The following is a 25,798-nucleotide window of genomic DNA, read 5'->3' on the forward strand; positions in this document are numbered from 1 at the left end:
CTGGTCGGACACTGTCACTTCGGTTCCCCGCTCTCGATGGTTCGGCCGGCCACGACGCCCTCGTCTTCGCTCCCTGGGGCGTGGCCCTCCCGCACGTCTTCAATGATCTCGCCGGTCGCGGTGTTCACCGCTGGTGCGGCCGGTGGACGGGAGGCCAACGCTGCCGCAACAGTCTCTGCGGTGCGACGACCCACCCCGGGGACCTCGCACAACTGCTCCACGGTGGCCGCGCGCAGCTTCTTCAGAGAGCCGAAGTGCTTGAGCAGCGCCTGTCGGCGAGTCTCGCCGAGCCCGGGAACGGAGTCCAGCTCCCCCGCCGTGAAGCGCTTGCCGCGCTTGCTGCGCTGGTACGTGATCGCGAAGCGGTGCGCCTCGTCGCGGACCCGCTGGAGCAGGTAGAGGCCCTCGCTGGAGCGCGGCAGCACGACCGGGTCGTCCTCGCCGGGCAGCCAGACCTCCTCCAGCCGCTTGGCCAGGCCGCACAGGGCGACGTCGTCGATGCCCAGCTCGTCCATCGCCCGCCGGGCGGCGGCGACCTGCGGCTGCCCGCCGTCGACCACCAGCAGCTGCGGCGGGTAGGCGAAGCGCTTCGGGCGGCCGTCGTCGGTGCGGCCGTCGTCGGTGCGGGGGCCGTCGTCGGGGCCGCCCTCGTCCGCTTCGGGCACCGCCCACTCGCCGGTCTGCTCGCGCTCCTGGAGGTAGCGGCGGAACCGGCGGGTGATCACCTCGTGCATCGAGCGGACGTCGTCCTGGCCCTCGAAGCTCTTGATCTGGAACCGCCGGTACTCGCTCTTGCGCGCCAGCCCGTCCTCGAAGACCACCATCGAGGCGACGACGTCCTCGCCCTGGAGGTGCGAGATGTCGAAGCACTCGATCCGCAGCGGGACACTGTCCAGCTCCAGGGCGTCGGTGATCTCCTGGAGCGCCCGGCTGCGGGTCGTCAGGTCGGAGGCGCGCTTGGTCTTGTGCAGCGCCAGGCCCTGCTGGGCGTTGCGCTGCACGGTGACCATCAGGTCCTTCTTGTCGCCGCGCTGCGGCACCCGCAGGTCGACCTGCGAGCCGCGCAGCGCGGTGAGCCACTCCTGCACCGGCCCGAGCGGCTCCGGCAGGGCGGGGACGAGCACCTCGCGCGGGACGGACTCGGTGCCGCCGCCGTAGAGCTGCTGCAGGGCGTGCTCGACCAGGGCCGGGGTGTCGATGTCCTCGACCTTGTCGGTGACCCAGCCGCGCTGGCCGCGCACCCGGCCGCCCCGGACGTGGAAGATCTGGACGGCGGCCTCGAGTTCGTCCTCGGCGAGGGCGAAGAGGTCGGCGTCGGTGCCGTCGGCGAGGACGACCGCGTTCTTCTCCATCGCGCGCCGCAGCGCCGCTATGTCGTCGCGCAACCGGGCGGCCTTCTCGTACTCCAGCTCGGCGGCGGCCGCCGCCATCTGCTGCTCCAGCCGGCGCAGGTAGCCGCCGGTGCGGCCGGCCATGAAGTCGCAGAACTCCTCGGCCAGCTCGACGTGTTCGGCCTGCGAGATCTTGCCGACGCAGGGAGCCGCGCACTTGCCGATGTACCCGAGCAGGCAGGGCCGCCCGACCTGCTGGGCGCGCTTGAACACGCCGTTGGAGCACGTCCGCACCGGGAAGACCCGCAGCATCAGGTCGACCGTCTCGCGGATCGCCCAGGCGTGCCCGTACGGGCCGAAGTAGCGCACGCCCTTCCGGTGGGCGCCGCGCATCACCTGGACGCGCGGGAACTCCTCGTTCAGGGTGACGGCGAGCTCCGGGTAGCTCTTGTCGTCGCGGTACTTGACGTTGAAGCGCGGGTCGAACTCCTTGATCCAGGAGTACTCCAGCTGGAGCGCCTCGACCTCGGTGCCGACCACCGTCCACTCCACCGAGGCGGCGGTGGTGACCATCGTCGCCGTCCGGGGGTGCAGCCCCGCCAGGTCCTGGAAGTACGAGGACAGGCGCGGGCGCAGGCTCTTCGCCTTGCCGACGTAGATGACCCGCCCGTGCGCGTCGCGGAACTTGTAGACGCCGGGCGAGGTCGGGATGGCCCCGGGCGCCGGGCGGTACGTGGAGGGGTCGGCCATGCCTCTACCGTACCGATTCCTGACGACACCTCGTGGGCCATCCCGCCTGGCGGTACCTACTGGGCGGGTGTGACGGTGATCTTCCCGTCCGCCACGGCGACCTGGTACGCAGGCAGCGGCTCCGGCGCGGGGCCGTCCTGGACGGCGCCGTCGGCGATGCCGAACCGGCTGCCGTGGCACGGGCATTGGATCTGGTTGTTCTTGACCTGGTCGACCAGGCAGCCCGCGTGGGTGCAGCGCGCGCTGAACGCCTTGAACTGACCGGCCGTCGGCTGCGTCACGACGATCTTGTGCTCGGCGAAGATCTTGCCGCCGCCGACCGGCACGTCCGCCGCCGCGCCGACCTCGACCGGGGCGGGCGGCTGCTTCGGGCTCTTGGACGCGGTGCCGGACGCCGTGTTGGACGAGGAGGACGCGGCCGAGCCACAGCCGGCGACGGCACCGCCCGTGGCGAGGGCGGCGGCCGCCCCGCAGAGCAGTGTCCGACGGCTGGTGGTGCCGGAGTTCTCGGTCATCGGTGGCAGCTCCCTGTGGGTGACGGTCAGGACCGCCCGGAAGTCTATGCGGACCTGACCGACCACAAGGCGCCTACTTTCGCTTGCGGGCCGCCTTCGGGGCCTCCAGGGCCCGCCCCGCGAGGATGTCCCGGAGGAACTTGCCGGTGTGGCTGGTGGAGACCTCGGCGATCTCCTCCGGCGTGCCCTCGGCGACGACCAGACCGCCGCCGTTGCCGCCCTCCGGGCCCATGTCGACGATCCAGTCCGCCGTCTTGATCACGTCGAGGTTGTGCTCGATGACGATGACGGTGTTGCCCTTCTCCACCAGGCCGTCGAGCACCTTGATCAGCTTGCTGATGTCTTCGAAGTGGAGGCCCGTGGTGGGCTCGTCGAGGACGTAGACGGTGCGGCCGGTGGAGCGCTTCTGGAGCTCGGAGGCGAGCTTGACGCGCTGCGCCTCACCGCCGGAGAGCGTCGGCGCGGACTGGCCGAGCCGGACGTACCCGAGGCCGACGTCGTTGAGCGTGCGCAGGTGCCGGGCGATCGGCGGGACGGCCTCGAAGAAGTGCAGGCCCTCCTCGATCGGCATGTCCAGCACCTCCGAGATGGACTTGCCCTTGTAGTGGACCTCCAGCGTCTCCCGGTTGTAGCGGGCGCCGTGGCAGACCTCGCAGGGGACGTAGACGTCCGGCAGGAAGTTCATCTCGATCTTGATGGTGCCGTCGCCCGAGCAGTTCTCGCAGCGGCCGCCCTTGACGTTGAAGGAGAACCGGCCCGGCAGGTAGCCCCGGACCTTCGCCTCCTGGGTCTCGGCGAAGAGCCGCCGGACGTGGTCGAAGACGCCCGTGTACGTCGCCGGGTTGGAGCGCGGGGTGCGGCCGATCGGCGACTGGTCGACGTGCACGACCTTGTCGACCAGGTCTGTGCCGGTGATCCGGGTGTGCCGGCCGGGGACGCTGCGGGCGCCGTTCAGCTCGCGGGCGAGGTGGGTGTAGAGGATGTCGTTGACCAGCGTCGACTTGCCGGAGCCGGAGACGCCGGTGATCGCCGTGAAGGTGCCGAGCGGGAAGCCGACCGTGACGTCCTGGAGGTTGTGCTCGCGGGCGCCGTGCACGGTGATCTGGCGCTTCTTGTCGCGCGGGCGGCGCACCTCGGGCGTCGGGATGGACTTCCTGCCCGAGAGGTACTGGCCCGTCATCGACTCCTCGTTGACGAGCAGCTCCTTGAGCGAGCCGGAGTGCACGACCCTGCCGCCGTGCTCGCCCGCCCCCGGGCCGATGTCGACCACCCAGTCGGCCATCTTGATGGTGTCCTCGTCGTGCTCGACGACGATCAGCGTGTTGCCGATGTCCCGCAGCCGGACGAGGGTCTCGATCAGCCGGTGGTTGTCGCGCTGGTGCAGCCCGATCGAGGGCTCGTCCAGCACGTAGAGCACGCCGACCAGGCCGGAGCCGATCTGCGTCGCCAGCCGGATGCGCTGGGCCTCGCCGCCGGAGAGGGTGCCGGCCGCGCGGTTGAGCGAGAGGTAGTCCAGGCCGACGTCGACCAGGAAGCGCAGCCGCTCGTTGACCTCCTTGAGCACCCGCTCGGCGATCTGCTTGTCGCGGGCCGTCAGCTTCATCGCGCCGAGGAACTCGGAGCAGTCGCTGATCGACATCGCCGCGACGTCGGCGATCGACTTGCCCTGCACCGTCACCGCGAGGATCACCGGCTTGAGCCGGGTGCCCCGGCAGCTCGGGCACGGGACCTCGCGCATGTAGCCCTCGAAGCGCTCGCGGCTGCTGTCGCTCTCGGCCTCGCTGTGCCGCCGGGTGACGAACGGGATCGCGCCCTCGAAGGCCGTGGTGTACGAACGCTCGCGCCCGTACCGGTTGTTGTAGCGCACCTCGACCTGGGTCTTGTGGCCGTGGAGCAGCGCTTTGCGGGCGCGGGCCGGCAGCCCGGCCCACGGGATGTCGGTACGGAAGCCCAGCTCGCCGGCCAGCGCGTCGACCAGCCGCTGGAAGTACTCCTTGGTGTGGCCCTGCGACCAGGGGTGGATGGCGCCCTCGTCGAGCGACTTCTCCTCGTCGGGAATGACCAGCTCGGCGTCGACCTCCATCCGGTTGCCCAGGCCCGAGCACTCCGGGCAGGCGCCGAACGGCGAGTTGAAGGAGAAGGAGCGCGGCTCCAGCTCCTCGAAGGACACGTCGTCGTACGGGCAGTAGAGGTGCTCGGAGTACATCCGCTCACGCTCCGGGTCGTCCTCGGGGAGGTCGACGAAGTCGAGCACGACCATGCCGCCGGCCAGCTTCAGCGCCGTCTCGACGGAGTCGGTGAGGCGGCGCTTGGCGCTGCTCTTCACGGTGAGGCGGTCGATGACCACCTCGATGGTGTGCTTCTCCTGCTTCTTCAGCGTCGGCGGCTCGGTGAGCTGCACGGCCTGGCCGTCGACCCGGGCGCGGGCGTACCCCTTGGACTGGAGATCGGCGAAGAGGTCGACGAACTCGCCCTTGCGCTCCCGGACGACCGGGCTGAGCACCTGGAAGCGAGTGCCCTCCTCCAGCTTCAGCACGCGGTCGACGATCGCCTGCGGCGACTGCTTGGCGATCGGGCGGGCGCAGTGCGGGCAGTGCGGCTTGCCGATCCGGGCGAAGAGCAGCCGGAGGTAGTCGTAGACCTCGGTGATGGTGCCGACCGTCGACCGGGGGTTGCGGTTGGTGGACTTCTGGTCGATCGAGACGGCCGGGGAGAGGCCCTCGATGAAGTCGACGTCCGGCTTGTCCATCTGGCCGAGGAACTGCCGGGCGTAGGAGGACAGCGACTCGACGTACCGGCGCTGCCCCTCGGCGAAGATCGTGTCGAAGGCGAGCGAGGACTTGCCGGAGCCGGAGAGGCCGGTGAAGACGATCAGGGAATCGCGCGGCAGGTCGAGCGAGACGTTCTTCAGGTTGTGCTCGCGAGCACCGCGGACGATGAGGCGGTCTGCCACTGCTTCTGGCGCCTTTCTCCGGAGGTAAGAGCTGGCTCTGACGTTCTTCCAGTGTGCGCCCGCCAGCCTACTAGCTCAGGCGTTCGAATATCGACCTTGTCCAGCCGGGTCCACCCGAACGAGTGAAGCGCCCCGCAAGATCGACATCGTCCCCCCAGGTCAGCCCGGTGCGCCGACTCCCCCACCGGTACAACGAGCGGCACCCCTCCGGGGCAACGTCAGACTGTTCGTACCTTCAACCACTCACCCCCCACTCACCGTCGGAGAAGCGCCATGAACCACGCCGAGACCGCGAGGGCCGACCTGCGCGAGGTCACCGAGGCCACCGAGCGCCTGCTGCGCACGGTGGAACGCCTCCCTCCCGAGGCCGTCGCCGGGCCCTCCGCCCTGCCCGGCTGGACGCGCGGCCACGTGCTCAGCCACCTCGCCCGCAACGCCGACTCCCTGGTCAACCTGCTGGAAGGCGCCCGCACCGGCCAGGACATCCCGCAGTACGCCAGCACCGAGGCCCGCGACCAGGAGATCGAGGACGGCTCCGGCCGCCCGCTCGCCGAACAGCTCGCCGACCTGGCCGCCAGCGACGGCCGCTTCACCGCAGCCGCCGCCCTGATGCACGACGAGGCCTGGCAGGCCGAGCTGCGACACCGCACCGGCTACGTCTTCCCCGCGTACGAGCTGCCCGGCAAGCGGCTGGGCGAGCTGGAGTACCACCACGTCGACCTCGCCGCCGGCTACACCCCCGCCGACTGGCCCGCGGCCTTCGCAGCCGGTGAATTCGCCAGGCTCGGCCGCCAGTTCGCCGCCGTCGACGGCCTCCCGGCCACCCTGCTGGCACCCCTCGACACCCCCCTCACCGCCCGCCTCGGCGACCCGGCGGCCGAGCCGGAGCTGACCGTCGAGGGGCCCGTCCGCGCCCTCGTCGCCTGGCTCTCCGGGCGCTCGGACGGCGACGGGCTCCAGGTGCGGCTGCACGGCGAGCAGTTGACGGACCCTCGGACCGCCCTGCCGAAGCTTCCGAGCATGGGGTGAGACGCGCGATGATGATCCCGAGCACGCACATGGCGACTGTCCACGACTGACGAGGAGCGGCTGATGACGTACCACGGAGCGGTGAAGGTCGGCGGCCCGCCGGACGTACGGGAGCTCGCTCATCTGATCATCACGAAGGTCGCGCTCGGCCCGTTCGAGAACAACTGCTACCTGCTGCGCTGCCGGGCCACCGACGAGCAGCTGCTGATCGACGCGGCCGCCGACGCACCGGCCCTGCTGGAGACCGTCGGCGAGCGGCTGGCGACGGTCGTCACGACCCACCAGCACCACGACCACTGGGGCGCCCTCGCCGAGGTCGTCGCGGCGACCGGCGCCCGGACGGCGGCCGGGCGGATCGACGCGCCGGGCATCCCGGTGCCGACCGACCTGCTGCTGGACGACGGCGACGTGCTGCGGGTCGGCGAGGTCGAGCTCACCGTGCGGCAGCTGACGGGGCACACGCCGGGCGCGATCGTGCTGGTCTACGACGACCCGCAGGGCCACCCGCATGTCTTCACCGGCGACTGCCTCTTCCCCGGCGGGGTGGGCAACACCGAGAAGGACCCGGCGCGGTTCGCCACCCTGCTGCGGGACGTCCAACAGAAGATCTTCGACGTGCTCCCCGACGAGGCCTGGGTCTACCCCGGCCACGGCGGCGACACCACCCTCGGCGCCGAGCGCCCGCACCTCGACGAGTGGCGGGCCCGCGGCTGGTAACCACCGCCCCCGCCCCCGCCCCGACCGTCCGAGCCCCGGCACCGCCCGGCGCCCGGACGGTCGGGGCCGGGGCGTTCGCCGGACAGGTCAAGCGTGGGGCGCCCCCCATGACGGAGTCATAGAGGGACGCGCAGGCTTCCTCCTCCGAGTCGAAGCTTGCTACGACCCTGATCGCCACGCTCCCATCCGTCCATCGGCCCTGGGACCCCTCCACCAGAACGGGCACCGACTCCCGCAGTACTTGGGCGTCGACACATCCGCCGACATGATGCCGAAGGCAGACTCACTCACCCCAGCTTCGCGGAGTGCGGCCAGAGGCTGGTGACGGTTCATCTGCAAGGAACTCCGCCCTCGTAGCTGGTCAGATCGCGCCTACCGCTCCGGACACCTTGATCGAGGATTCTCGGCCAGCACCTAGCCAATCCCGAAAGCACGACACCCCCGCCGGTCGATCCGGTGGGGGTGCCGTACTTGCTCAGGTGTCCGGCGTGCTGCTGCCGCGGTGGCGGGTCACCCGTGACCGTTGCTGTTGGGCCTTCCGTGCTCCTGCTCGTAGCGGGCCTTGGCCTCGGCGATCTGGCGGCGGTCCTCAGCCGCCGCCTGGCGGTTGATCTCCTTGGCGGCAGCTTCCTCCTCTGGGGTCAGCCGGACCGGCTCAGGGCGCGGGCGGGTGAGCATGTCGTACAGGTACTGACACGCCTCGTCCTCGGAGTCGAAGTACCGCTCCATGGTGTAGACACCGCGCTCGTAGGAGCCTAGGAACCACCGGCCGTCCGCCTCCTGGTTGAGGAAGCCCGAGCCGTCGATGAGCCGCCCGCCCGGGATCTGTCCGCAGACCCCGTACGTCCGACCGTCCACCCCTGCCTCCTGCAAGGCGGCCAACAATTGCTGACTGTTCATCAGTGAAGCTCCCTGAGAGGTCGTTTTCATCTGTTCCACCCGCATATAGGTCAATTCTCGGAGAGCGTGGGCGTGGTGCGGAAGAGGCGGCAGGTGTGGCTGGGGTATGGGGGTCGGACGGGGTGACAGATGGGGCAGAACGCGGTTTGCGCCTGTCTCATCCCAAGACGTCCGGCCTTCGTGACTGCGTGCTTCCGGTGCCATCGACGCACGCCTGGGCGCACTCGGTCCGCGGCGGTACGCCGAAAGCATGCCGACGCGCCGCCCGTATCCGAGTGACCTGTCCGATGCCCGCTGGGAGTTGATCGAGCCGGTCCTGTCCGCCTGGCGCTTCGAGCGCCGCGGCCGGGCACTGGACTTCGGCCGGCCACCGGAGCACGACCTGCGCGACATCATGGACGCGATCCTGTACGTGGACCGCACCGGCGTCCAGTGGCGCTACCTCCCACACGACTTCCCGCACTGGAACACGGTCTACGGCTACTTCGCGAAGTGGCAGCAGGAAGGCGTGTTCACCCAGCTCAACGGCCTGCTCAGGCAACTGTTGCGACAGAAGGAGGGCCGGGACGGCGAACCGTCGGCCTGCGTGATCGACGCCCAGAGCGTCAAGACCTCCACCAGCGTCCACGCCTCCACCCAGGGCATCGACGCCGGAAAGAAGATCGTGGGCAGGAAACGCAGCATCGTCGTCGACACACTCGGCCTCCTGCTCGCGGTACGGGTCACCGCGGCCAGCGTCCAGGACTCCGTCGCCGGCACCCGGCTCCTCGACCAGGTCGCGGCCGAACACCCCGGCATCCGCAAGGTGTGGGTCGACGGCGGCTACCGCCAATACCTCGTCGAACATGCCGCCACCCTTGGCATCGACCTGGAAATCACCACACGCACCCCGGGGACCAGGGGATTCACCCCGATACCGAAGCGTTGGGCAGTCGAGCGGACCTACGGATGGCTCATGCTCCACCGCCGCCTGGCCCGCGACTACGAAACCCTCCCAGCCCGCTCCGAAGCCATGATCCACCTCGCCATGACCGACCTCATGGCCCGCCGCCTCACCGGCGAGAACACCATCTCCTGGCGCGACCCGACACCACAGACCAAACAGCTGATACCGGGATAAAACATGGGGAGAAAACGACCTCTGAGGTACTCGAGGCGGATGAGTTCGCTGACAGTCTTTGTGGTCTGGAATTGTATTCCGCCGCCGGGCTGCTCGAAGGCGGGCGCGACCTCGCTCTTCACGATGTCACCGGCAGCGTCGTCCCACGGCTTGATCCACTCGTAGCGGTGGTAGCCCTTGCTCAGGTTCTCCGGCGGAATGGCACGGGCGGAGTACGGAACTCCGTCCGGTGAGAGGTTCCTGCCGAAGTCGGGGTCGCCAAAGCGGTCCCAGATCTCGCCGAGCCTCGGCACCTTGGGCACTGCTGTACCGGGGACGATGCCGTTGTTGGGAGCTGCCTTGGTCCAGTTCCAGTTTCCGAGAGTGCCGTTTCGGTTCACGACGGTCTGGTCCCAGTACTCCTTGACGAACTCCTCGGAAGATTTCAAGTCCAGTGAGACGGTCGTGACGTTATGAGGTTTGTGGTGCGGGTTCCCTGCGCTTGGCCGGGTCGTTGATCCATGCCGTCTGCGGGATCTCGGGTGGTCTGGGGCGGCGGCCGAAGCGTTCGGGGTGCCGGGCGTAGGCGTCGGCGAGGGTGACGGCCCGCTGATCGCGGATCTCATCGGCGGTGCCGAAGTGGACGCTCGCGGGCGTGTGGAAGCCGATTCCCGAATGCCTGTGCTCGTGGTTGTAGTACGAGATGAAGGCGTCGAACCATTCGCGTGCGTGGGCCAGGGAGTCGAACCGCTGCGGGAAGTCGGCAAGGCCGCGTAGTTAAGCCGATACTCCCGCTGTCAAGTCCGGTGCGAGTTTCAGGACTTCCGCATGATGACCAACGGGACCTGCGATAGAGCAGGAAGCCGACCAAGGTCTTCCACTCTCGCGAGGTCCCGTTGTTCCACCAGTGTGCCACCACCACTTTCACCCGGAGCGTCACAGTCGCAGCTGGCGACCTGGCCCCTGGACATCTCGGCGAACTGACGCGCCATGCCCCCTTCGAACTTGTCGACGCCGTCATAGCGGAGACGAACACCGCAGCGCGGCGCCGCAGGCACCTGCCCTCCCGCGTCGGGATGTACTTCCTGCTCGCCCTGGCGCTCTTCCCCGGGCTCGGCTATCTGCAGGTCTGGGGGAAGCTGTGCTCCGGGTTGTCCGCCCTGCACCCGTATCAGCCCTCGGAGAAGGCACTACGTGATCTGCGTCGCCGTCTCGGTGCGGCCCCGGTCAAGAAGCTGTTCGAGGCCCTGGCCGGCCCCTCGCCCGACCCTCTACGCCTGGAACCCGCTACCGGCGTTGGCGGACCGTCGCGTTCGACGGCTGCAGCTCAAACCGGGCAGCCGACCGCCCCCGCATCCTGGAGCGTCTGCGCAAGACCCGCCACCGCTGGGGCGAGGCGGGATACCCCACTTTGCAGCTCATGACCCTGGTGGAGACCGGAACACGCGGACTGCTCGGTGCAGTGTTCGGGTCCACCGACACCGGCGAACGCGCCTACGCCACCCGTCTACTGCCCCTGCTGTCCCCGTCGATGCTCTTGCTGCTCGACCGGGGGTTCGACAGCGCCGACTTCTTCACTGACATCGCCGCCACCGGCGCCCAGCTGCTGGCCCGCCTGCGCTCGGAACGCCTGCCGGCGGTCCTAGCCGTTCTCCCGGACGGCTCCTACCTCACCCGCCTGGGCACCCTCCAGGTTCGCATCATCGAAGCGGACATCACCGTCACCACCAGCGACGGACAGTGCCTCGCCGAGTCCTACCGGCTGGCTACCACCCTGCTGGACCACCGCACCGACCCCGCGGACGCGATGATCCGTCTCTACCATGAGCGTTGGGAGATCGAATCCGCCTACTACGCCTTGCGCCACACCCTGATGACCGGCTGCGTCCTGCGCTCCCAGGACCTGTTCGGGTTGGAGCAGGAGCTCTGGGCCCTGCTGACCACATATCAACTCCTTCGTCGGGCGATGGTCGAGGCCATCGAGTCGGTCCCCGGCGTGGATCCGGACCGGGCCAGCTTCACCATGGCGCTCGAAACCGCTCGCGCTCAGGTCGTCTTAGCCAACGGCGTACTGGACGACCACCCGACCGCCATCAGCAACGCCGTGCTCGGCGCACTTCTCCCGCCACGTCGGCCCCGCATCAGCGCCCGCAAGGTGAAGTCGCCGATGTCCCGCTATCCGGGCAAGAACACCGATCCACGCCCCGCGACCAGCAAGAAGATCACCGAACTGACGATCGCGATCACTCGACCCCTACCGCCCAGCCCCCCAGCGCCACCACGCGTCGGACACAAGGAGCTCGTCCTACGACTGCTGCGAAGCGACCAGGAACGGCGCTGGGGCTCACGCGAGATCGCCGAGCGAACAGGCCAAACCAACATAAGAAGCCTATGGACCGAGCTCAACCAGTGGACCCGGGACGGGATGCTGCGCAAGGTCAAACGTGACACCTACGTGCTCGCAGCCGAGTGGAGAATCAGCCCGAACCTGCCGACCCAGAGCAGTTGACAGCGGGAGTACCGGCTTAACTACGCGGCCTTGGGGAAGTCGGACATGTACTTGGTGGTCTTGAACTGGGCCTCGCTGTAGGGGTTGTCGTTGGAGACCTTGGGGCGTGAGTGGCTCCTGGTGACGCCGAGGTCGATCAGCAGCTGGGAGACCTTCTTGGAGGTCATCGAGGTGCCCCGGTCGGCGTGCACGGTCTCGGGGACGATGCCGTTGCGCGTGATGGTCTCGCGGATCAACTCCTCGGCCCGTTCGGCTGATTCGGCCAGTTCGACCGGTGTGGCCGACGATGTAGCGGCTGAAGATGTCGATGATGACGTAGGCGTGGTACCAGATGCCCTTGCTGGGGCCGGCGGCCTTGGTGATGTCCCACGTGAAGACCTGGGAGGGGCCGTCGGCGACCAGTTCGGGCACCGTCTTGGCCGGGTGGGCGGCCTGGCGGCGCCGCTCGCCCGACTGCCCCCGCTCGCGCAGGATCCGGTACATCGTGGAGACCGAGCAGTGGTAGCGACCGGTGTCCAGCTCGCGGGCCCAGATCTGTGCGGGCGGCAGCTCGGAGTACTCGGGGCTGTTCATCAACTCCAGTACCAATGCCCGCTCTTCGGGCTTCAGGGCCGATGGTTGGACCTGGGGTTGCCTGGGTCGGCGCGCGGGTGCCGGTTGCAGCCTGCGGTAGTGGGTGGCCCGGGAGCGTCCGGTCAGCCGGCACGCGGCCGTGGTGCCCAGCTCGTGTTCGACGGCGGTGAACGCCTCGTCCACGACGGGATCGGCGGAGTGCGTCAGTCCGCGCTCTCGGAGATCATTTCCAAGAGCGCCGACGCTTTTCCCAGGACCTCCAACGCGGCCTTGTTCCGGGCCAGTTCCTTCTCCAGCCGCTCCACCTGGCGGCGCAGCTTCTCGTTCTCGACCTCGGCGGCGGACTTCTTCGGCCGGGCCGGACTCGTGCGGTGGTCGACCAGCTTCTCCAGGGCCCCGGCATCGCGCGCGGCCCGCCACTCGGTGACATGCGAGTGGTACAGGCGCTCGCGGCGCAGGACCGCACCCTTCTCGTTCCTGGGCGCGGCGTCGTACTCGGCGACGATCCGCAGCTTGTACTCGGGGCTGAAGGAACGGCGCTTCGGCCTCGGGGCCGGGTCGGACGCGGACGGATTGGTGCTGGTCATCAGGGTGAAACTCCTACTCGGGCCCTCTCAGGCTAACCCGACAAAGCGGGACGTCTCACCCAAGGCTGACAGAGAGGGCCTCGACGATGCCCTGGCCGGTCCGCTCGGCCAGGCGCCAGGCCATGACGGCCTCCGAACCGGCCTTGAGCGCCGTCGCGGCGACGAGCATGCCGGCGAAGAGGGTGCAGCGGGCGGTGGGCAGTCGCAGGTGGGCGCAGCTCTCGATGTCGCCGACGAGGAGGTCCTCGGCGTTCTTGAGGGCCTGGTCGAACATCTCCTTGGCGGTGATGACGATGTCGCCGTCGATCACCTTGTCGACGTTGCGCACGTCCAGCACGTCGAGGCGGGCGGTCTGCTGGCAGTTCGCCGGGTCGGTGCAGGAGATGAGGATGTAGGCGACTTTGCCGGTGATGTGGTGGTGCACCGGGATGTGGCAGCCGGCGTTGGGGTCGCCGACGGTGCCGGTGAAGGTGCAGGTCCAGGCCGGTACGTCGGGGGCGTCGTTGAAGGCAGTGAAGGCGACGACGTTCTGGATGCCGGTGGGGCCGGAGCCGCTCAGCACCTGGGCCTGGAGCTGTTGTTGCTGGGCTGCCTCGGTGCGTTGGGCTGCGGCCTGGTCGGCGGCGGCCAGTTGGGCGGCGTTCTGTGCGGACTGCTGGGCGGCTGCAGCCTGTGTGTTGGCGTCCTTGGCGGCGGCTGCCGCGGCGGTGGCGTCCTTGGTCGCCTGGTCGGCGGCGGTGCGGGCGGTGGCGGCCAGGTCGCGGGCGTTTGCGGCCGCGACGGTGGCCTTGTCGGCGTCGTCGGCGGCCGCGACCGCCGAGGCCCGTGCGTCGGCGGCTGCACCGGTCGCGCTGGCGGCTGCCGCCTGGGCGGCTGCTGCGTCGGCGGTGGCCTGGGTGTCGTAGGCGATGGTGCGTGCCTGGGATGCCTGGGCGTCGGCCAGTGCCTGGGCGGCGGTGGCAGCCGAGGCCAGTGCAGCGGTGGCGGAGGCCTTCGCTGCTGCCGCCGAGGCGGCGGCGCGGGCGGCGGCCAGGGAAGCTGCCTGGGCGTCAGCAGTCAACAGGTTTCTGGACGATCAATCACATTGGGACAGAAATCCGAGTCCCTCATTCGGCCAACGCCCACCGAGCAAACCAGGCCATTTGCGACTTGAGCCCAACCTCGGCGCCTGGTGCTAGACCTCGGCCGCCTGCCGCTTGGAGGCGATCAGGCTGGTGACAGTGGTGACGGCCAGCACGACCACGATGAAGCCGAGCGAGAACGGGATGCCGATCTCCGGCACGTGCACGCCGCTCTCGTGCAGGGCGTGCAGCACCAGCTTCACGCCGATGAACCCGAGGATCACCGACAGGCCGTAGCTGAGGTGGACCAGCTTCTTCAGCAGCCCGCCGATCAGGAAGTACAGCTGGCGCAGGCCCATCAGGGCGAAGGCGTTGGCAGTGAAGACGATGTACGGGTCCTGGGTGAGCCCGAAGATCGCCGGGATCGAGTCCAGGGCGAACAGCACGTCCGTGGTGCCGATCGCCAGCATGACGATCAGCATCGGCGTCATCAGGCGACGGCCGTTCTCCCTGATGAACAGCTTGGTGCCGTGGTACTTGTCGGTCGACGGGAAGCGGGCCTCGATCGACTTGAGGAGGCGGTTCTCCTCGAACTCCTCGTCCTCCTCGTCGGCCCGAGCGTCCTTGATCAGCTTCCAGGCCGTCCAGACCAGGAAGGCGCCGAAGATGTAGAAGACCCAGGAGAAGGTCGTGACCAGGGCGGCGCCGCCGGCGATGAAGACCGCCCGCAGGACGAGGGCGATGATCACGCCGACCATCAGCACCCGCTGCTGGTAGATCCGGGGCACCGCGAACTTGCCCATGATCAGGATGAACACGAAGAGGTTGTCGACACTGAGCGACTTCTCGGTGATGTACCCGGCGAAGAACTCACCGGCGGGCTTCGAACCCGAGTGCCACCAGAGGAAGCCGCCGAACAGCACGGCCAGGGCGACCCAGACGGCCGTCCAGATCCCTGCTTCCTTGATCGAGACCTCGTGCGGCTTTCGGCCGCCGATGAAGAAATCGGCCACGACCAGGGCGATCAGCACCCCGATGGTGCCTGTCCACATGGCTACGGAAACGTCCACTTGCTGCTCCTCCGGCAGGTCGGCGGGCAATACGTCGTCTGCCGGAGGTCTCTTCCATCCGCACGCGGGGCTCTCGGCCGGGGCGCGCGGACCAGTGTCCCGGGCTGCCGCTGAGGACAGCCGTGATGACGGGCACACTGCGACGGGAGTACTCCCCTCCGCTTCCCCTCCACCGTAACACCAAGAGAAGGTAAAGAGATGGGAGCGGAAAGGTCTAGAGGAAAGGCTCGATCGCGGGCAGCATGTCCTGGAAGGTGCGGGCCTTGGCGGGGGCGCCGATGGCCTGCATGCCCCACCCGGCGCCGTCCCGGAACACCTTGGCCATGATCTGGCCGGTGTGCGGGCCGCCGCCGGCCAGCTCGTAGCGGGCCAGCTCCTGGCCGGTGGTCTCGTCGACCAGACGGCAGTGGGCGTTCTGCACCTCGGCGAAGGTCTGGCCGGTGTACGAGCTGACGGTGAAGATGATCTGGGTGACGTGCAGCGGCACCTGGGAGAGGTCCACCACGATCGACTCGTCGTCGCCACCCGCGCCCGCGCCGCCGACCAGGTTGTCGCCGGTGTGCCGGACGGAGCCGTCGTTGCTCACCAGGTGCTGGAAGAAGACGACGTCCGAGGGCGTCCGCTCGGCGTAGAGCAGCGCGGAGGCGTCGAGGTCGATCTGCCGCGTCCTGGTGCCGAAGAGGCCGCGCTTGGGCGCCGCCTTCCAGCCGAGCCCCATCCGCACGACCGTCAGCGTCTCGCCCGAACTCTTCTGCAGACTGACGCGCTGGCCCTTGGCCAGGTTCACCGACACGGTGGTTGTCCTCTCTCCCCTGGTGGGTGGGCACCCCAGCCGCAGCCCGCGCAGCGGACACTACCCGCAGGCCAGACTAGGCCCTGCGGGCAGCCGTCCGCTGCTGGATTAGGCCATCCCGGCCTCGCGCATCTGGCGCAGTTCCTTCTTCAGCTCACCGATCTCGTCCCGCCAGCGGGCCGCGACCTCGAACTGGAGGTCGGCCGCGGCCGCGTGCATCCGCTCCGTCAGTTGCTGGATGAGATCGGCCAGCTCGGCGGCGGGGAGGCTCTTGGCGGGCTTGCGGTCGGCGCCGAGCGCGGGCACCGGGGCCTTGCCCTTGCCCTGCCCCCGGTACCCGGTGGCGAGCAGCTCCTCGGTGTCCATGTCCTCGCGGGCGAGGGTGTCGAGGATGTCGCCGATCTTCTTCCGCAGCGGCTGCGGGTCGATGCCGTGCTCGGTGTTGTACGCCTTCTGCACCTCGCGGCGGCGGTTGGTCTCCGAGATCGCCAGCTCCATCGAGGGGGTGATCCGGTCGGCGTACATGTGCACCTGGCCCGAGACGTTACGGGCGGCGCGGCCGATGGTCTGGATCAGCGAGGTGCCGGAGCGCAGGAAGCCCTCCTTGTCCGCGTCCAGGATCGCGACCAGCGAGACCTCGGGGAGGTCGAGGCCCTCGCGGAGCAGGTTGATGCCGACCAGGACGTCGTACTTGCCGGCCCGCAGCTCGCGCAGCAGCTCGACCCGGCGCAGGGTGTCGACGTCGCTGTGCAGGTACCGGACGCGGATGTCGAGGCCGAGCATGTAGTCGGTCAGGTCCTCGGCCATCTTCTTGGTGAGGGTGGTGACGAGGACCCGCTCGTTCTTCTCGACCCGGGTGCGGACCTCGTGCACCAGGTCGTCGATCTGGCCCTCGGTCGGCTTGACGACGACCTCCGGGTCGATCAGGCCGGTCGGGCGGATGATCTGCTGCACCGTGCCGTCGCCACGGGCCAGCTCGTACTTGCCGGGCGTGGCCGAGAGGTAGACCGTCTGCCCGACGCGACCGAGGAACTCCTCCCACTTGAGCGGGCGGTTGTCCATCGCCGAGGGCAGCCGGAAGCCGTGCTCGACCAGCGTGCGCTTGCGGGAGGCGTCGCCCTCGTACATGGCGCCGATCTGGGGCACCGTCACGTGCGACTCGTCGATGACGAGGAGGAAGTCCTCGGGGAAGTAGTCGAGCAGGGTGTTGGGGGCGGTGCCGGGCGCGCGGCCGTCGAAGTGCATCGAGTAGTTCTCGATGCCCGAGCAGGTGCCGATCTGGCGGAGCATCTCCAGGTCGTAGGTGGTGCGCATCCGCAGCCGCTGGGCCTCCAGCAGCTTGCCCTGCTTCTCCATCCTCGCGAGCGTCTCCTCCAGCTCGCGCTCGATGTCGTTGACCGCGCGCTCCATCCGCTCCGGCCCGGCGACGTAGTGCGAGGCGGGGAAGACGTAGATGGAGTCGTCCTGGCTGATGATCTCGCCGGTCAGCGGGTGCAGCGTGTAGAGCGCCTCGATCTCGTCGCCGAACATCTCGATCCGGACGGCGAGCTCCTCGTACACCGGGAAGATCTCGATGGTGTCGCCCCGGACGCGGAAGGTGCCACGGGTGAAGGCGAGGTCGTTCCGGGTGTACTGGATGTCGACAAAGCGACGCAGCAGCGCGTCCCGGTCGATCTCCTCGCCGACCTTGAGCGGGACCATCCGGTCCACGTACTCCTGCGGCGTGCCGAGGCCGTAGATGCAGGAGACCGACGCGACGACGATCACGTCCCGCCGGGTGAGCAGCGAGTTGGTCGCGGAGTGCCGCAGCCGCTCGACCTCGTCGTTGATCGACGAGTCCTTCTCGATGTAGGTGTCCGTCTGGGCGATGTACGCCTCGGGCTGGTAGTAGTCGTAGTACGAGACGAAGTACTCGACCGCGTTGTTCGGCAGCAGCTCGCGGAACTCGTTCGCCAGCTGGGCGGCCAGCGTCTTGTTCGGCGCCATCACCAGGGTGGGCCGCTGCAACTTCTCGATCATCCACGCGGTGGTCGCCGACTTGCCGGTGCCGGTGGCACCCAGCAGGACGACGTCCTTCTCCCCCGCACGGATCCGACGCTCCAGCTCGGCGATGGCCGCCGGCTGGTCGCCGTTGGGCTGGAAGGGACTGACGACCTCGAAGGGCGCCACGGACCGCTCAATACTCGTGATGGGACGCACGTGACCAACCGTACGGCCCACCACCGACAACCGGTACGGAGATCGGCCCGCCGGTCTGCTCAGGCCGCGTGGCCGACGAACCTCATGACCGGCTCCCGCCCGGCCCACCCCAGGTGGCTGGTCAGCGGAGACGGGAGCTTCTCACCGTCCTCGGCAAGCCGGTCCGCAAAACGCTCGGCAGGGCCCAGGCTTCCCGCGCAAGTGCGTCTCCTTCCGGTCCGGAAGGCTCAACGCCCGTCAGCATGCGAGGTCACGGCGAGTGCGTCAGCTCCTGGCGCTGTCTCGGGCCAGGGCGACCAGGCGGGAGATGGCTCGGAGGTACTTCTTGCGGTAGCCGCCGCGCAGGAGTTCGTCGGGGAAGACCTGGTCGAAGGGGAGGCCGGAGGCGGTGATCGGGAGTTCCCGGTCGTACATGCGGTCGGCCAGGACGACCAGGCGCAGGGCGGTGGACTGGTCGTCGACCTGGTGGACGCCGCGCAGGAAGACGGCCTGGACGTCGTCGAGCAGGGCGCCGTAGCGGCTCGGGTGGACGGCCTTGAGGTGGTCGAGGAGGGTGTCGAAGTCGTCCAGCGCGGCGCCGGGGGTGGTGGCGGCGCGGGCGGTGACCTCGGCGTCGGTGTACGGGGGCGGGGCCTCGGGCAGGCCGCGGTGGCGGTAGTCCTGGCCGTCGATCCGCAGCGGGCGGAAGTGCGCCGAGAGGCCCTGGATCTCGCGGAGGAAGTCGGCGGCGGCGAACCGGCCCTCGCCGAGCTTCTCGGGCAGCGTGTTGGAGGTCGCGCAGAGCTTGACGCCGTTCTCCACCAGGCGGCTGAGCAGGGAGGACACCAGGACGGTGTCGCCCGGGTCGTCCAGCTCGAACTCGTCGATGCAGAGCAGCCGGTGCCCGGAGAGCGTCTGCACGGCCTGCTGGAAGCCGAGCGCGCCGACCAGGTTGGTCAGCTCGACGAAGGTGCCGAAGGCCTTCGGGCCGGGGGTCGCGTGCCAGAGCGAGGCCAGCAGGTGGGTCTTGCCGACGCCGTACCCGCCGTCGAGGTAGACCCCGGCGGGCCCGGTGGCGACCGGCGCCGAGCGGCGGAACCAGCCGCGCTTCGGTGCGACCGTCGCCTGGTTGAGCGAGGCGGCGAACTCCTCCAGCACCTGGACGGCCTCGTACTGGCTGGGCTGCGAGGTGTCCGGCAGGTAGCTGCCGAAGCTGACACCGGCGAAGCGCGGCGGCGGGACCATCTCGGCGACCAGCCGTTCGGCGGGCACCAGCGGGCGGCGGTCGGAGAGCGCGACGGGCGCGGCAGAGGCGGCGGCGGGGGCCGCGTCCGCTATGGCGTCGGGGTGAGAGGCAGCAGGCACATCAGTAGAGGGTACGCGTCGTCGTGGAAGACTCGTCCTCATGCAGCAGCTGATCAGCCCGCTCGGGCAGCCGCAGGACGACCCGCAGTCGCTGGCGGCGCTCGCCGCCGTCTACGCGTACCCCGACCAGGTGAATCACGGGCGCCCGTGGCTGCGGGCGAACATGGTCTCCGGGCTGGACGGCGCGGCCCGCCTGGAGGGCCTCTCCGAGGGCCTCTCCGGGGACGCCGACAAGCGGATCTTCGGGGTCCTCCGGGCGCTCTCCGACGTGGTGCTGGTCGGCGCCGAGACCGTCCGCGCCGAGGGCTACCGGCCGGCACGGGCACGGGCCGACTTCGCGGCGGCGCGGGCGGCCGCCGGGCAGGCACCCGCTCCCGCGATCGCCGTCGTCACCCGCAGCCTGGGGCTGGACCTGACCGCGCCGCTGTTCACCGAACCGGTGGTCCGGACGGTGGTGATCACCACCGAGGACAGCCCCGCCGAGGCTCGCCGGGCGGTCGCCGAGGTCGCCGACGTGATCACGGCGGGCGTGGGCTCGGTCGACCTGCCGGCGGCCGTCGCGGCGCTGGCCGCCCGGGGGTGGACGCGGCAGCTGACGGAGGGCGGGCCCCGGCTGCTGGGGCAGCTGGCGGGCGACGGGCTGCTGGACGAGCTGTGCCTGTCGCTGGCTCCGCTGCTCACCGGCGGCGACGCGCCACGAATCCTGCAGGGGGCGCAAATGCCTGACGTGCAGCGGATGCGGCTGGTCTCATTGATCGAGCAGAAAGGTTTCCTCTTCACCCGATACCTGCGTCCGACCGATTCCGCGCCCACTTCTCCCTGATTTGGCTCCTACGTGGCCCGTGTGGCGCGTGTGCAGCGTGAGGAAAGCTTCCTCCGGGCACTATGGGAGGTGAGACCGGACCCGGGGGTTTGCAACTGCGAAGGGACTCACGTGTTCAAGACCGTACTGATGATCGAAAAGGCGCTCTCCGACGCCGATGTGGAGCTGGTCACCACGCTCCACGGCGAGGAGAAGGTGTCCTTCGTCGTCCTGATGCAACCCCGGGGAAAGCAGGACGAGCTGCTCCGCGCGCTCGACGACGTCGCGCTGGGGCACCTCGACAAGGTGGTCCACGAGCACGACGAGAGCGAGACCGCGCCCACCCTGGCGAGCGAGTCCCTGGAGCACAGCCTGCGCCACCTGCAGAGAGCCGGGGCCGAGGCCACCGGCGAGGTCGTCGAGGAGAACCCGCTCGACCACCTGCGCGAAGTGGTCGAACGGGCCGGCGCCGACGAGGTGCTGGTGCTCACCTCCCCGCACTTCGTCGAGGAGTTCTTCCACCGTGACTGGGCCTCCCAGGCCCGGCACAAGGTCGGTGTCCCGGTGCTCAAGCTCTTCGCCAGCGACTCCTGAGGCCGCCGGGCAGGTGGCCCGGTAGTGCAGAATCGTCCTTGCGGGGCAACCCGCGAGGACGATTCGTCTGTCCCCGGCCGTCCCGGCCCGTCCCGCCCGTCCCTCCTGTCTGTACGGAGCTCTCCTTTGAACGACGCCGCCCACGACCTGCACGCCCCGCACTTCATCGGCATCGGCGGGGCAGGCATGTCCGGCCTCGCGAAGATCCTCGCGGTGCGCGGCGCCAAGGTGTCCGGCAGCGACTCCAAGGAGTCGGAGACCGTCCTCGCGCTCCGGGCCCTCGGTGCGGAGGTCTCGGTCGGCCACGCGGCCGAGAACGTCCCCGCCGGGACGAGCAGCATCGTCGTCTCCAGCGCGATCCGCGCCGACAACCCCGAGCTGGCCGTCGCCGCGAGCCGCAGCATCCCCGTCGTGCACCGGTCCGACGCGCTGGCCGCCCTGATGGGCGGGCGCCGGGCGCTGGCCGTGGCCGGCACCCACGGCAAGACGACCACCACCAGCATGCTCGCCGTCAGCCTCGCCGAGCTGGGCCTCGACCCCTCGTACGCGATCGGCGGCGACCTCGACGCCCCCGGCTCGAACGCGCACCACGGCACCGGCGAGATCTTCGTCGCCGAGGCGGACGAGAGCGACCGCAGCTTCCACAAGTACGCGCCCGAGGTCGCGATCATCCTCAACGTGGAGCTCGACCACCACGCCAACTACGCCTCGATGGAGGAGATCTACGACTCCTTCGAGACCTTCGTCGGGCGGATCGTGGACGGCGGCACGCTGATCGTCTCCGCCGACCAGGCGGGCGCCCGCGAGCTGACCGCTCGCGTCCGGGGCCGGGCGGGCCTGAACATCATCACGGTCGGCGCCGCCGAGGACGCCGACCTCCAGGTCGTCTCGGTCACCCCGCGCGGCATGACCAGCGAGGTCGCGGTGCGGCTCGACGACGCCGAGCTGGAGTTCACCGTCTCGGTGCCCGGCCGCCACTACGCGCACAACGCCGTCGCCGCGCTGGCCGCCGGTGCCGCGCTCGGCGTGCCCGCCACCGACCTGGCGCGGGCGCTCGGCAGCTACACCGGCGTCCGCCGCCGCCTCCAGCTCAAGGGCGAGGCGGGCGGCGTCCAGGTGATCGACTCCTACGCCCACCACCCGACCGAGATGACCGCCGACCTGGAGGCCATCCGGGAGGCCGCCGAGGGCCGCGTGCTGGTCGTCTTCCAGCCGCACCTCTTCAGCCGCACCCAGCAGCTCGCCGAGGAGATGGGCCAGGCGCTCGCCCTCGCCGACGCCTCCGTCGTCCTCGACATCTACCCCGCCCGCGAGGACCCGATCCCTGGCGTGACCAGCGAACTGATCATCACCGCCGCCCAGCAGGCCGGGGCCGACGTCCGGGCCGAGCACGCGTTCGGCGCCGCCCCCGCACTGCTCGCCGGGCTGGCCAGGCCGGGCGATCTGGTGCTCACCATGGGTGCCGGTGACGTCACCAACCTCGGCCCCGAAATCCTGGAGCACCTCGCGAGCGTTACAGCCAAGGCCTGACCCACCACGTCACCACGTCGACGGAGCCCGCTGTGAGTTACGAGATCGAGAAGACCGACGCCGAGTGGCGCGCCGAGCTCAGCCCCGAGGAGTACCACGTGCTCCGCGAGGCCGGCACCGAGCGGCCCTTCGTCGGCGAGTACACCGACACCAAGACGGTCGGCGTCTACAGCTGCCGGGCCTGCGGCTCCGAGCTGTTCAGCAGCGAGACCAAGTTCGAGAGCCACTGCGGCTGGCCCTCGTACTACGCCCCGCTGGCCGAGGACCGCGTCCAGTACATCGAGGACACCTCGGCCGGCATGCGGCGGGTCGAGGTCCGCTGCGGCCGCTGCGGCGGGCACCTCGGCCATGTCTTCGAGGGCGAGGGCTACGGCACGCCGACGGACCAGCGCTACTGCATCAACAGCATCTCGCTGAAGCTGCGGCCCGCGGCCGAGTAGCGTCACGCACCTGGTGAGCCCCGCACCCCTGACTCCGTGACCGGCGAGCCCGCCGAACGACGTCAGGGGAGCGAGGGCTTGCCCGCGATCGCGTCGTAGGCGCGCACGCGCAGGCGTCGCATCCAGCTGTCGTGCTCCTCGCGGCGGGCGGCCCGCAGGGCCTTGGGGCTGCCGTCGGGGTAGTGCTTGTAGGCCCAGGGGGAGCCGGGGCGGGCCAGGCGGATCGCGCCGACCACGGCGAAGACGGGGACGAGCATGCCGAGCAGGCCGGTGAAGGCCTTGCCCTTGGCCAGGGCGACCAGGGCGAAGCCGCCGTTGACCACCACGGCGGTGAGGTAGTCCCAGCCGGAGGCCGGGGCGCCGTCGGTGGTTGCCTGGTTCACCCCGAAGGGTGCTGCGCCGAGCAGCAGCAGGCCCATGGCGGCCGCGCCGAGCACCACCGCGTCCACCGAGAGCCGCCCTGCGCCGGACCAGTAGACGTCCTCCAGGTGCAGGATGAGCGCGAACTCGTCCAGGATCAGGGCCGTGCCGAGCCCGAACAGCCCGGCGAAGATCTCCTCCCAGGGCCGTCGGCCGCCCGGGGGTGAGGCCAGACCGACCCCGGCGACGACCGCGAAGACCGTACCGAAGACCACGTGGTGCAGGTGCAGGCCGCCGGATTCGATGTTCTTCGGCCACCACGACACCTCGGCCCTGATCATCCGCACGCTGAGGCGGATGAACAGGAAGGTCACGATGAACGCGCCGAGCATCACCAGGAGTGGCTGCTTGCCCGGGTCCAGGATCTCGCGTGCGTACCAACCGCCCATGTCACACCGCCGATCGCCCCGGGGGAAGGCCCGGTTCGATGCTTCCACGCTCCTGCCCCGGGCGCCCACCGCAGCGGTGGGCCCGGCGCGGAAGTTCGCCAAATGTACAGACAACTTTTCTGGGCCCGGCCGCCCGAGCACTGGTGCACTACTCCCTGCCGCTCGCGTCAACTCGCGTGGCGGGCAAGGTCGGTCATCCTCTCGAAAGGTTCGGTAGATGTATCTGTCCCGATTGCGCCGGGCTCGGCACGGGCTGCGTACAGCCATGGTCACCGCCGCCTTCTGCCTGGTCGTTCCCGCTCTCGCCGGTACCGTCGCGGCGCCCGCGGCGCTGGCCGCCGCACCGGTCGGGCCGGTCACGGGCCTGGCGGGCAAGTGCGTGGACGTCTCCGGCGCGGGCACGGCCGACGGCACGCCGGTCATCCTGTACCACTGCAACGGGGCCCAGAACCAGGCCTGGACGGTGCCCGGCGACGGCACCCTGCGGGCGCTCGGCAAGTGCCTCGCCGTCGTCGGCGGCTCCACCGCCAACGGCGCCCTCGCCGAGCTCCGCAGCTGCGACACCACCGGCGCCCAGCAGTGGACGCCCACCGGCGGCGAGCTGGTGAACCCGCAGTCCGGCAAGTGCCTGGACGTGCCCGGCTCCAACACCGCCGACAGCACCCGGCTGGAGATCTGGAGCTGCGGTGCCGCCCAGCCCAACCAGACCTGGACGCTGCCGACGGCCACCGGCGGCTCGGGCGGCGGCTCGGGCAGCGGAAACCTGATCGTCGACCCGGGCGGCGAGGCCGCCAGTTGCACGATGAACGGCGCCGACGGCATGACCGTGCCGGGCTGGACGATCGCCAAGGGCGAGCCCAACGTCATCTGTTACGCCAACACCACCGGCTACCCGACCACCTCCACACCCGGCTCCCCCACCCGGGCGGGCGCGTTCTTCTCCGGCGGCGGCACCGGCGACTCCCGGCTGACCCAGACCGCCGACGTCTCCAGCGCCGCGACGGCCGTCGACGCCGGTGGTGTCAGCTACAACCTCGGTGGCTGGCTGGGTGGTTACTCCTCGCAGAACGATCGCGTCGCCCTCACCGCGACCTTCCTCGGCGCCACCGGCAGCACGCTGGGCAGCTCGCAGATCGGCCCGGTCAGCAACACCGACCGGGGCAACACCACGGAGTTCCTCCAGCGCGCCGCGACCGGCACCCTCCCGGCCGGCACCCGCAGCATCCGGGTCGACCTCACCTTCATCTGGTCGTCCGGAGTACTCGACGGCTACGCGGACGACCTCTCGCTCACCCTCTCCACCCCCGTCCCGACCGCCCAACTGACCGTCCCGGCCAGCAGCGTGCCCGGCTACGACCACGTCTTCGTGGTCTACATGGAGAACGAGAACTACTCCGACATCATCGGCAGCAGCTCCGCGCCGTACATCAACAGCCTTGCCAGGGCCAACACTTCACTGACGCAGTCGTACGCCACCACCCACCCCAGCGACCCCAACTACGTCGCCCTGGCGGCCGGCAGCCTCTACGGGCTGACCGACAACAGCATCCTGACCACCAGCATCGACGCCCCGCACCTGGGCAACAGCGTCGAGGCGGCGGGCAAGACCTGGAAGGCGTACGTCGAGAACCAGAACGGCAACTGCGACACCGCAGGGCACGGCCACTACTACCCCGACGACGTGCCGTTCTACTACTTCAAGCAGCTCAAGACCGACGCCGCCTACTGCCAGGCCCACTGGCAGCCGCTGACGAGCATGTTCGACGACCTCAAGTCCACCGCCACGACGCCGAACTTCACCTGGTTCGCGGCCGACGGCTGCGACGACATGGAGGACTGTGGCATCGCCGCCGGTGACACCTGGCTGAAGAACACCCTGCCCGCGCTGTTCTCCTCCCCCGCCTGGACGACGCAGCGCTCGCTGCTGATCCTGACCTGGGACGAGGGCGCGGTGAAGGCCTTCGGCAACGGCTACCCGAACCAGGTGCCGACCATCCTGATCGGCTCGCAGAACAGCACCAAGGCCGGGTACCAGAGCGCCCAGCGCACCGACCAGTACGGGCTGCTCCGCACCATCGACCAAGCCCTCGGGCTCAACCCGCTCACCAACAACGACAAGTACGCCGCCACCGTCAACGACGCCTGGCAGTAGGCACGGCGGGCTGCGCGCACCGGCCCGTCCGGTGGGCGCAG

At 69.7% G+C, this 25,798-nt stretch carries 21 protein-coding genes and 2 pseudogenes; 9 read left to right on the forward strand and 14 right to left on the reverse strand.

Annotated features, from left to right (window positions below):
- Positions 1–14: 14 nt before the first annotated feature.
- The 3 genes from uvrC to uvrA all read right to left on the reverse strand — a co-directional run bounded on the left by uvrC (position 15) and on the right by uvrA (position 5,549).
- Positions 15–2,081: an excinuclease ABC subunit UvrC gene (uvrC, locus tag ACR68M_RS08375; protein ID WP_441249811.1), complete on the reverse strand. Its 2,067-nt coding sequence runs from the start codon at positions 2,079–2,081 to the stop codon at positions 15–17.
- 56 nt (positions 2,082–2,137) lie between these two features.
- Positions 2,138–2,596 carry a Rieske (2Fe-2S) protein gene (locus ACR68M_RS08380; protein WP_441249812.1) on the reverse strand — a complete coding sequence of 153 codons (459 nt, stop codon included), beginning with the start codon at positions 2,594–2,596 and terminating at the stop codon, positions 2,138–2,140.
- Positions 2,597–2,669: 73 nt separating this feature from the next.
- Positions 2,670–5,549, reverse strand: a complete 2,880-nt coding sequence (uvrA, locus tag ACR68M_RS08385) for an excinuclease ABC subunit UvrA (RefSeq protein ID WP_441249813.1) — start codon at positions 5,547–5,549, stop codon at positions 2,670–2,672.
- Positions 5,550–5,822: 273 nt separating this feature from the next.
- On the opposite strand from uvrA, the gene ACR68M_RS08390 reads away from it, so the two are divergent.
- Positions 5,823–6,578 (forward strand): maleylpyruvate isomerase family mycothiol-dependent enzyme, encoded by a 756-nt coding sequence (locus tag ACR68M_RS08390; RefSeq protein WP_441249814.1) that lies wholly within the window; start codon positions 5,823–5,825, stop codon positions 6,576–6,578.
- 63 nt (positions 6,579–6,641) lie between these two features.
- Positions 6,642–7,295: an MBL fold metallo-hydrolase gene (locus ACR68M_RS08395; protein WP_441249815.1), complete on the forward strand. Its 654-nt coding sequence runs from the start codon at positions 6,642–6,644 to the stop codon at positions 7,293–7,295.
- A 510-nt stretch (positions 7,296–7,805) separates the two neighbouring features.
- On the opposite strand, the gene ACR68M_RS08400 is transcribed toward ACR68M_RS08395, so the two are convergent.
- Positions 7,806–8,195 carry a hypothetical protein gene (locus ACR68M_RS08400; RefSeq protein ID WP_441249816.1) on the reverse strand — a complete coding sequence of 130 codons (390 nt, stop codon included), beginning with the start codon at positions 8,193–8,195 and terminating at the stop codon, positions 7,806–7,808.
- A gap of 250 nt (positions 8,196–8,445) precedes the next feature.
- Here ACR68M_RS08400 and ACR68M_RS08405 point away from each other — a divergent pair, with 250 nt between their 5' ends.
- On the forward strand, positions 8,446–9,315 hold the full coding sequence (locus tag ACR68M_RS08405) for an IS5 family transposase (protein WP_441248160.1): 870 nt from the start codon (positions 8,446–8,448) through the stop codon (positions 9,313–9,315).
- 80 nt (positions 9,316–9,395) lie between these two features.
- Here the strand turns inward: ACR68M_RS08405 and ACR68M_RS08410 are convergent.
- Both ACR68M_RS08410 and ACR68M_RS08415 read right to left on the reverse strand, forming a co-directional pair.
- Positions 9,396–9,695, reverse strand: a pseudogene (locus ACR68M_RS08410) (TNT domain-containing protein); the annotation flags it as partial.
- A gap of 70 nt (positions 9,696–9,765) precedes the next feature.
- Positions 9,766–10,032 carry a hypothetical protein gene (locus ACR68M_RS08415; protein WP_441251542.1) on the reverse strand — a complete coding sequence of 89 codons (267 nt, stop codon included), beginning with the start codon at positions 10,030–10,032 and terminating at the stop codon, positions 9,766–9,768.
- A gap of 158 nt (positions 10,033–10,190) precedes the next feature.
- Between ACR68M_RS08415 and ACR68M_RS08420 the strand changes: the two are divergent.
- Positions 10,191–11,803 (forward strand): annotated as a pseudogene (locus tag ACR68M_RS08420) (IS4 family transposase).
- A 20-nt stretch (positions 11,804–11,823) separates the two neighbouring features.
- Here the strand turns inward: ACR68M_RS08420 and ACR68M_RS08425 are convergent.
- The 7 genes from ACR68M_RS08425 to zapE form a co-directional block, all read right to left on the reverse strand.
- Positions 11,824–12,039: a hypothetical protein gene (locus tag ACR68M_RS08425; protein WP_441249817.1), complete on the reverse strand. Its 216-nt coding sequence runs from the start codon at positions 12,037–12,039 to the stop codon at positions 11,824–11,826.
- A 540-nt stretch (positions 12,040–12,579) separates the two neighbouring features.
- On the reverse strand, positions 12,580–12,963 hold the full coding sequence (locus ACR68M_RS08430; RefSeq protein ID WP_441249818.1) for a transposase: 384 nt from the start codon (positions 12,961–12,963) through the stop codon (positions 12,580–12,582).
- Between the two features lie 55 nt (positions 12,964–13,018).
- Positions 13,019–14,023: a hypothetical protein gene (locus tag ACR68M_RS08435; protein ID WP_441249819.1), complete on the reverse strand. Its 1,005-nt coding sequence runs from the start codon at positions 14,021–14,023 to the stop codon at positions 13,019–13,021.
- 114 nt (positions 14,024–14,137) lie between these two features.
- Positions 14,138–15,076 carry a TerC family protein gene (locus ACR68M_RS08440; protein ID WP_441251543.1) on the reverse strand — a complete coding sequence of 313 codons (939 nt, stop codon included), beginning with the start codon at positions 15,074–15,076 and terminating at the stop codon, positions 14,138–14,140.
- 232 nt (positions 15,077–15,308) lie between these two features.
- Entirely contained in the window at positions 15,309–15,887 is a 579-nt protein-coding gene (locus tag ACR68M_RS08445; protein WP_441249820.1) for a TerD family protein, read from the reverse strand.
- Between the two features lie 108 nt (positions 15,888–15,995).
- Complete coding sequence (gene uvrB / locus ACR68M_RS08450) at positions 15,996–18,086, reverse strand: excinuclease ABC subunit UvrB (protein ID WP_441249821.1); 2,091 nt, start codon at positions 18,084–18,086, stop codon at positions 15,996–15,998.
- A gap of 264 nt (positions 18,087–18,350) precedes the next feature.
- Positions 18,351–19,472, reverse strand: a complete 1,122-nt coding sequence (zapE, locus tag ACR68M_RS08455; protein WP_441249822.1) for a cell division protein ZapE — start codon at positions 19,470–19,472, stop codon at positions 18,351–18,353.
- Between zapE and ACR68M_RS08460 the strand changes: the two genes are divergently transcribed.
- From ACR68M_RS08460 to msrB, 4 genes are all read left to right on the forward strand, one after another.
- Positions 19,471–20,253 carry a dihydrofolate reductase family protein gene (locus ACR68M_RS08460; RefSeq protein WP_441249823.1) on the forward strand — a complete coding sequence of 261 codons (783 nt, stop codon included), beginning with the start codon at positions 19,471–19,473 and terminating at the stop codon, positions 20,251–20,253. The two genes, zapE and ACR68M_RS08460, sit on opposite strands and share 2 nt — an antisense overlap.
- Before the next feature lie 111 nt (positions 20,254–20,364).
- Positions 20,365–20,826, forward strand: coding sequence for an indole-3-glycerol phosphate synthase (locus ACR68M_RS08465; protein ID WP_441249824.1), 462 nt, complete (start codon positions 20,365–20,367; stop codon positions 20,824–20,826).
- A gap of 186 nt (positions 20,827–21,012) precedes the next feature.
- Positions 21,013–22,356, forward strand: a complete 1,344-nt coding sequence (gene murC, locus ACR68M_RS08470) for a UDP-N-acetylmuramate--L-alanine ligase (RefSeq protein ID WP_441251544.1) — start codon at positions 21,013–21,015, stop codon at positions 22,354–22,356.
- Between the two features lie 32 nt (positions 22,357–22,388).
- The gene (msrB, locus tag ACR68M_RS08475) at positions 22,389–22,796 is read left to right on the forward strand and encodes a peptide-methionine (R)-S-oxide reductase MsrB (RefSeq protein ID WP_441249825.1); all 408 of its coding nucleotides are present in this window, start codon (positions 22,389–22,391) and stop codon (positions 22,794–22,796) included.
- A gap of 62 nt (positions 22,797–22,858) precedes the next feature.
- Here msrB and ACR68M_RS08480 read toward each other — a convergent pair whose 3' ends face one another.
- On the reverse strand, positions 22,859–23,653 hold the full coding sequence (locus tag ACR68M_RS08480; protein WP_441249826.1) for a hypothetical protein: 795 nt from the start codon (positions 23,651–23,653) through the stop codon (positions 22,859–22,861).
- Positions 23,654–23,822: 169 nt separating this feature from the next.
- On the opposite strand from ACR68M_RS08480, the gene ACR68M_RS08485 reads away from it, so the two are divergent.
- On the forward strand, positions 23,823–25,757 hold the full coding sequence (locus tag ACR68M_RS08485; protein ID WP_441249827.1) for a ricin-type beta-trefoil lectin domain protein: 1,935 nt from the start codon (positions 23,823–23,825) through the stop codon (positions 25,755–25,757).
- Positions 25,758–25,798 lie beyond the last annotated feature (41 nt).

Origin of the sequence: Kitasatospora sp. McL0602 (assembly GCF_052076145.1) — a bacterium.
Classification (GTDB): domain Bacteria; phylum Actinomycetota; class Actinomycetes; order Streptomycetales; family Streptomycetaceae; genus Kitasatospora.

Excerpts from the sequence above, each read along its gene's own strand:
- ACR68M_RS08400 (WP_441249816.1), bottom strand. The coding sequence starts at position 8,195 with ATGAACAGTCAGCAATTGTTGGCCGCCTTGCAGGAGGCAGGGGTGGAC.
- ACR68M_RS08380 (WP_441249812.1), bottom strand. The coding sequence starts at position 2,596 with ATGACCGAGAACTCCGGCACCACCAGCCGTCGGACACTGCTCTGCGGG.
- ACR68M_RS08430 (WP_441249818.1), bottom strand. The coding sequence starts at position 12,963 with ATGACCAGCACCAATCCGTCCGCGTCCGACCCGGCCCCGAGGCCGAAG.
- ACR68M_RS08440 (WP_441251543.1), bottom strand. The coding sequence starts at position 15,076 with ATGTGGACAGGCACCATCGGGGTGCTGATCGCCCTGGTCGTGGCCGAT.
- ACR68M_RS08460 (WP_441249823.1), top strand. The coding sequence starts at position 19,471 with ATGCAGCAGCTGATCAGCCCGCTCGGGCAGCCGCAGGACGACCCGCAG.
- ACR68M_RS08390 (WP_441249814.1), top strand. The coding sequence starts at position 5,823 with ATGAACCACGCCGAGACCGCGAGGGCCGACCTGCGCGAGGTCACCGAG.
- uvrC (WP_441249811.1), bottom strand. The coding sequence starts at position 2,081 with ATGGCCGACCCCTCCACGTACCGCCCGGCGCCCGGGGCCATCCCGACC.
- ACR68M_RS08485 (WP_441249827.1), top strand. The coding sequence starts at position 23,823 with ATGTATCTGTCCCGATTGCGCCGGGCTCGGCACGGGCTGCGTACAGCC.
- zapE (WP_441249822.1), bottom strand. The coding sequence starts at position 19,472 with ATGAGGACGAGTCTTCCACGACGACGCGTACCCTCTACTGATGTGCCT.
- murC (WP_441251544.1), top strand. The coding sequence starts at position 21,013 with ATGTCCGGCCTCGCGAAGATCCTCGCGGTGCGCGGCGCCAAGGTGTCC.
- ACR68M_RS08405 (WP_441248160.1), top strand. The coding sequence starts at position 8,446 with ATGCCGACGCGCCGCCCGTATCCGAGTGACCTGTCCGATGCCCGCTGG.
- ACR68M_RS08395 (WP_441249815.1), top strand. The coding sequence starts at position 6,642 with ATGACGTACCACGGAGCGGTGAAGGTCGGCGGCCCGCCGGACGTACGG.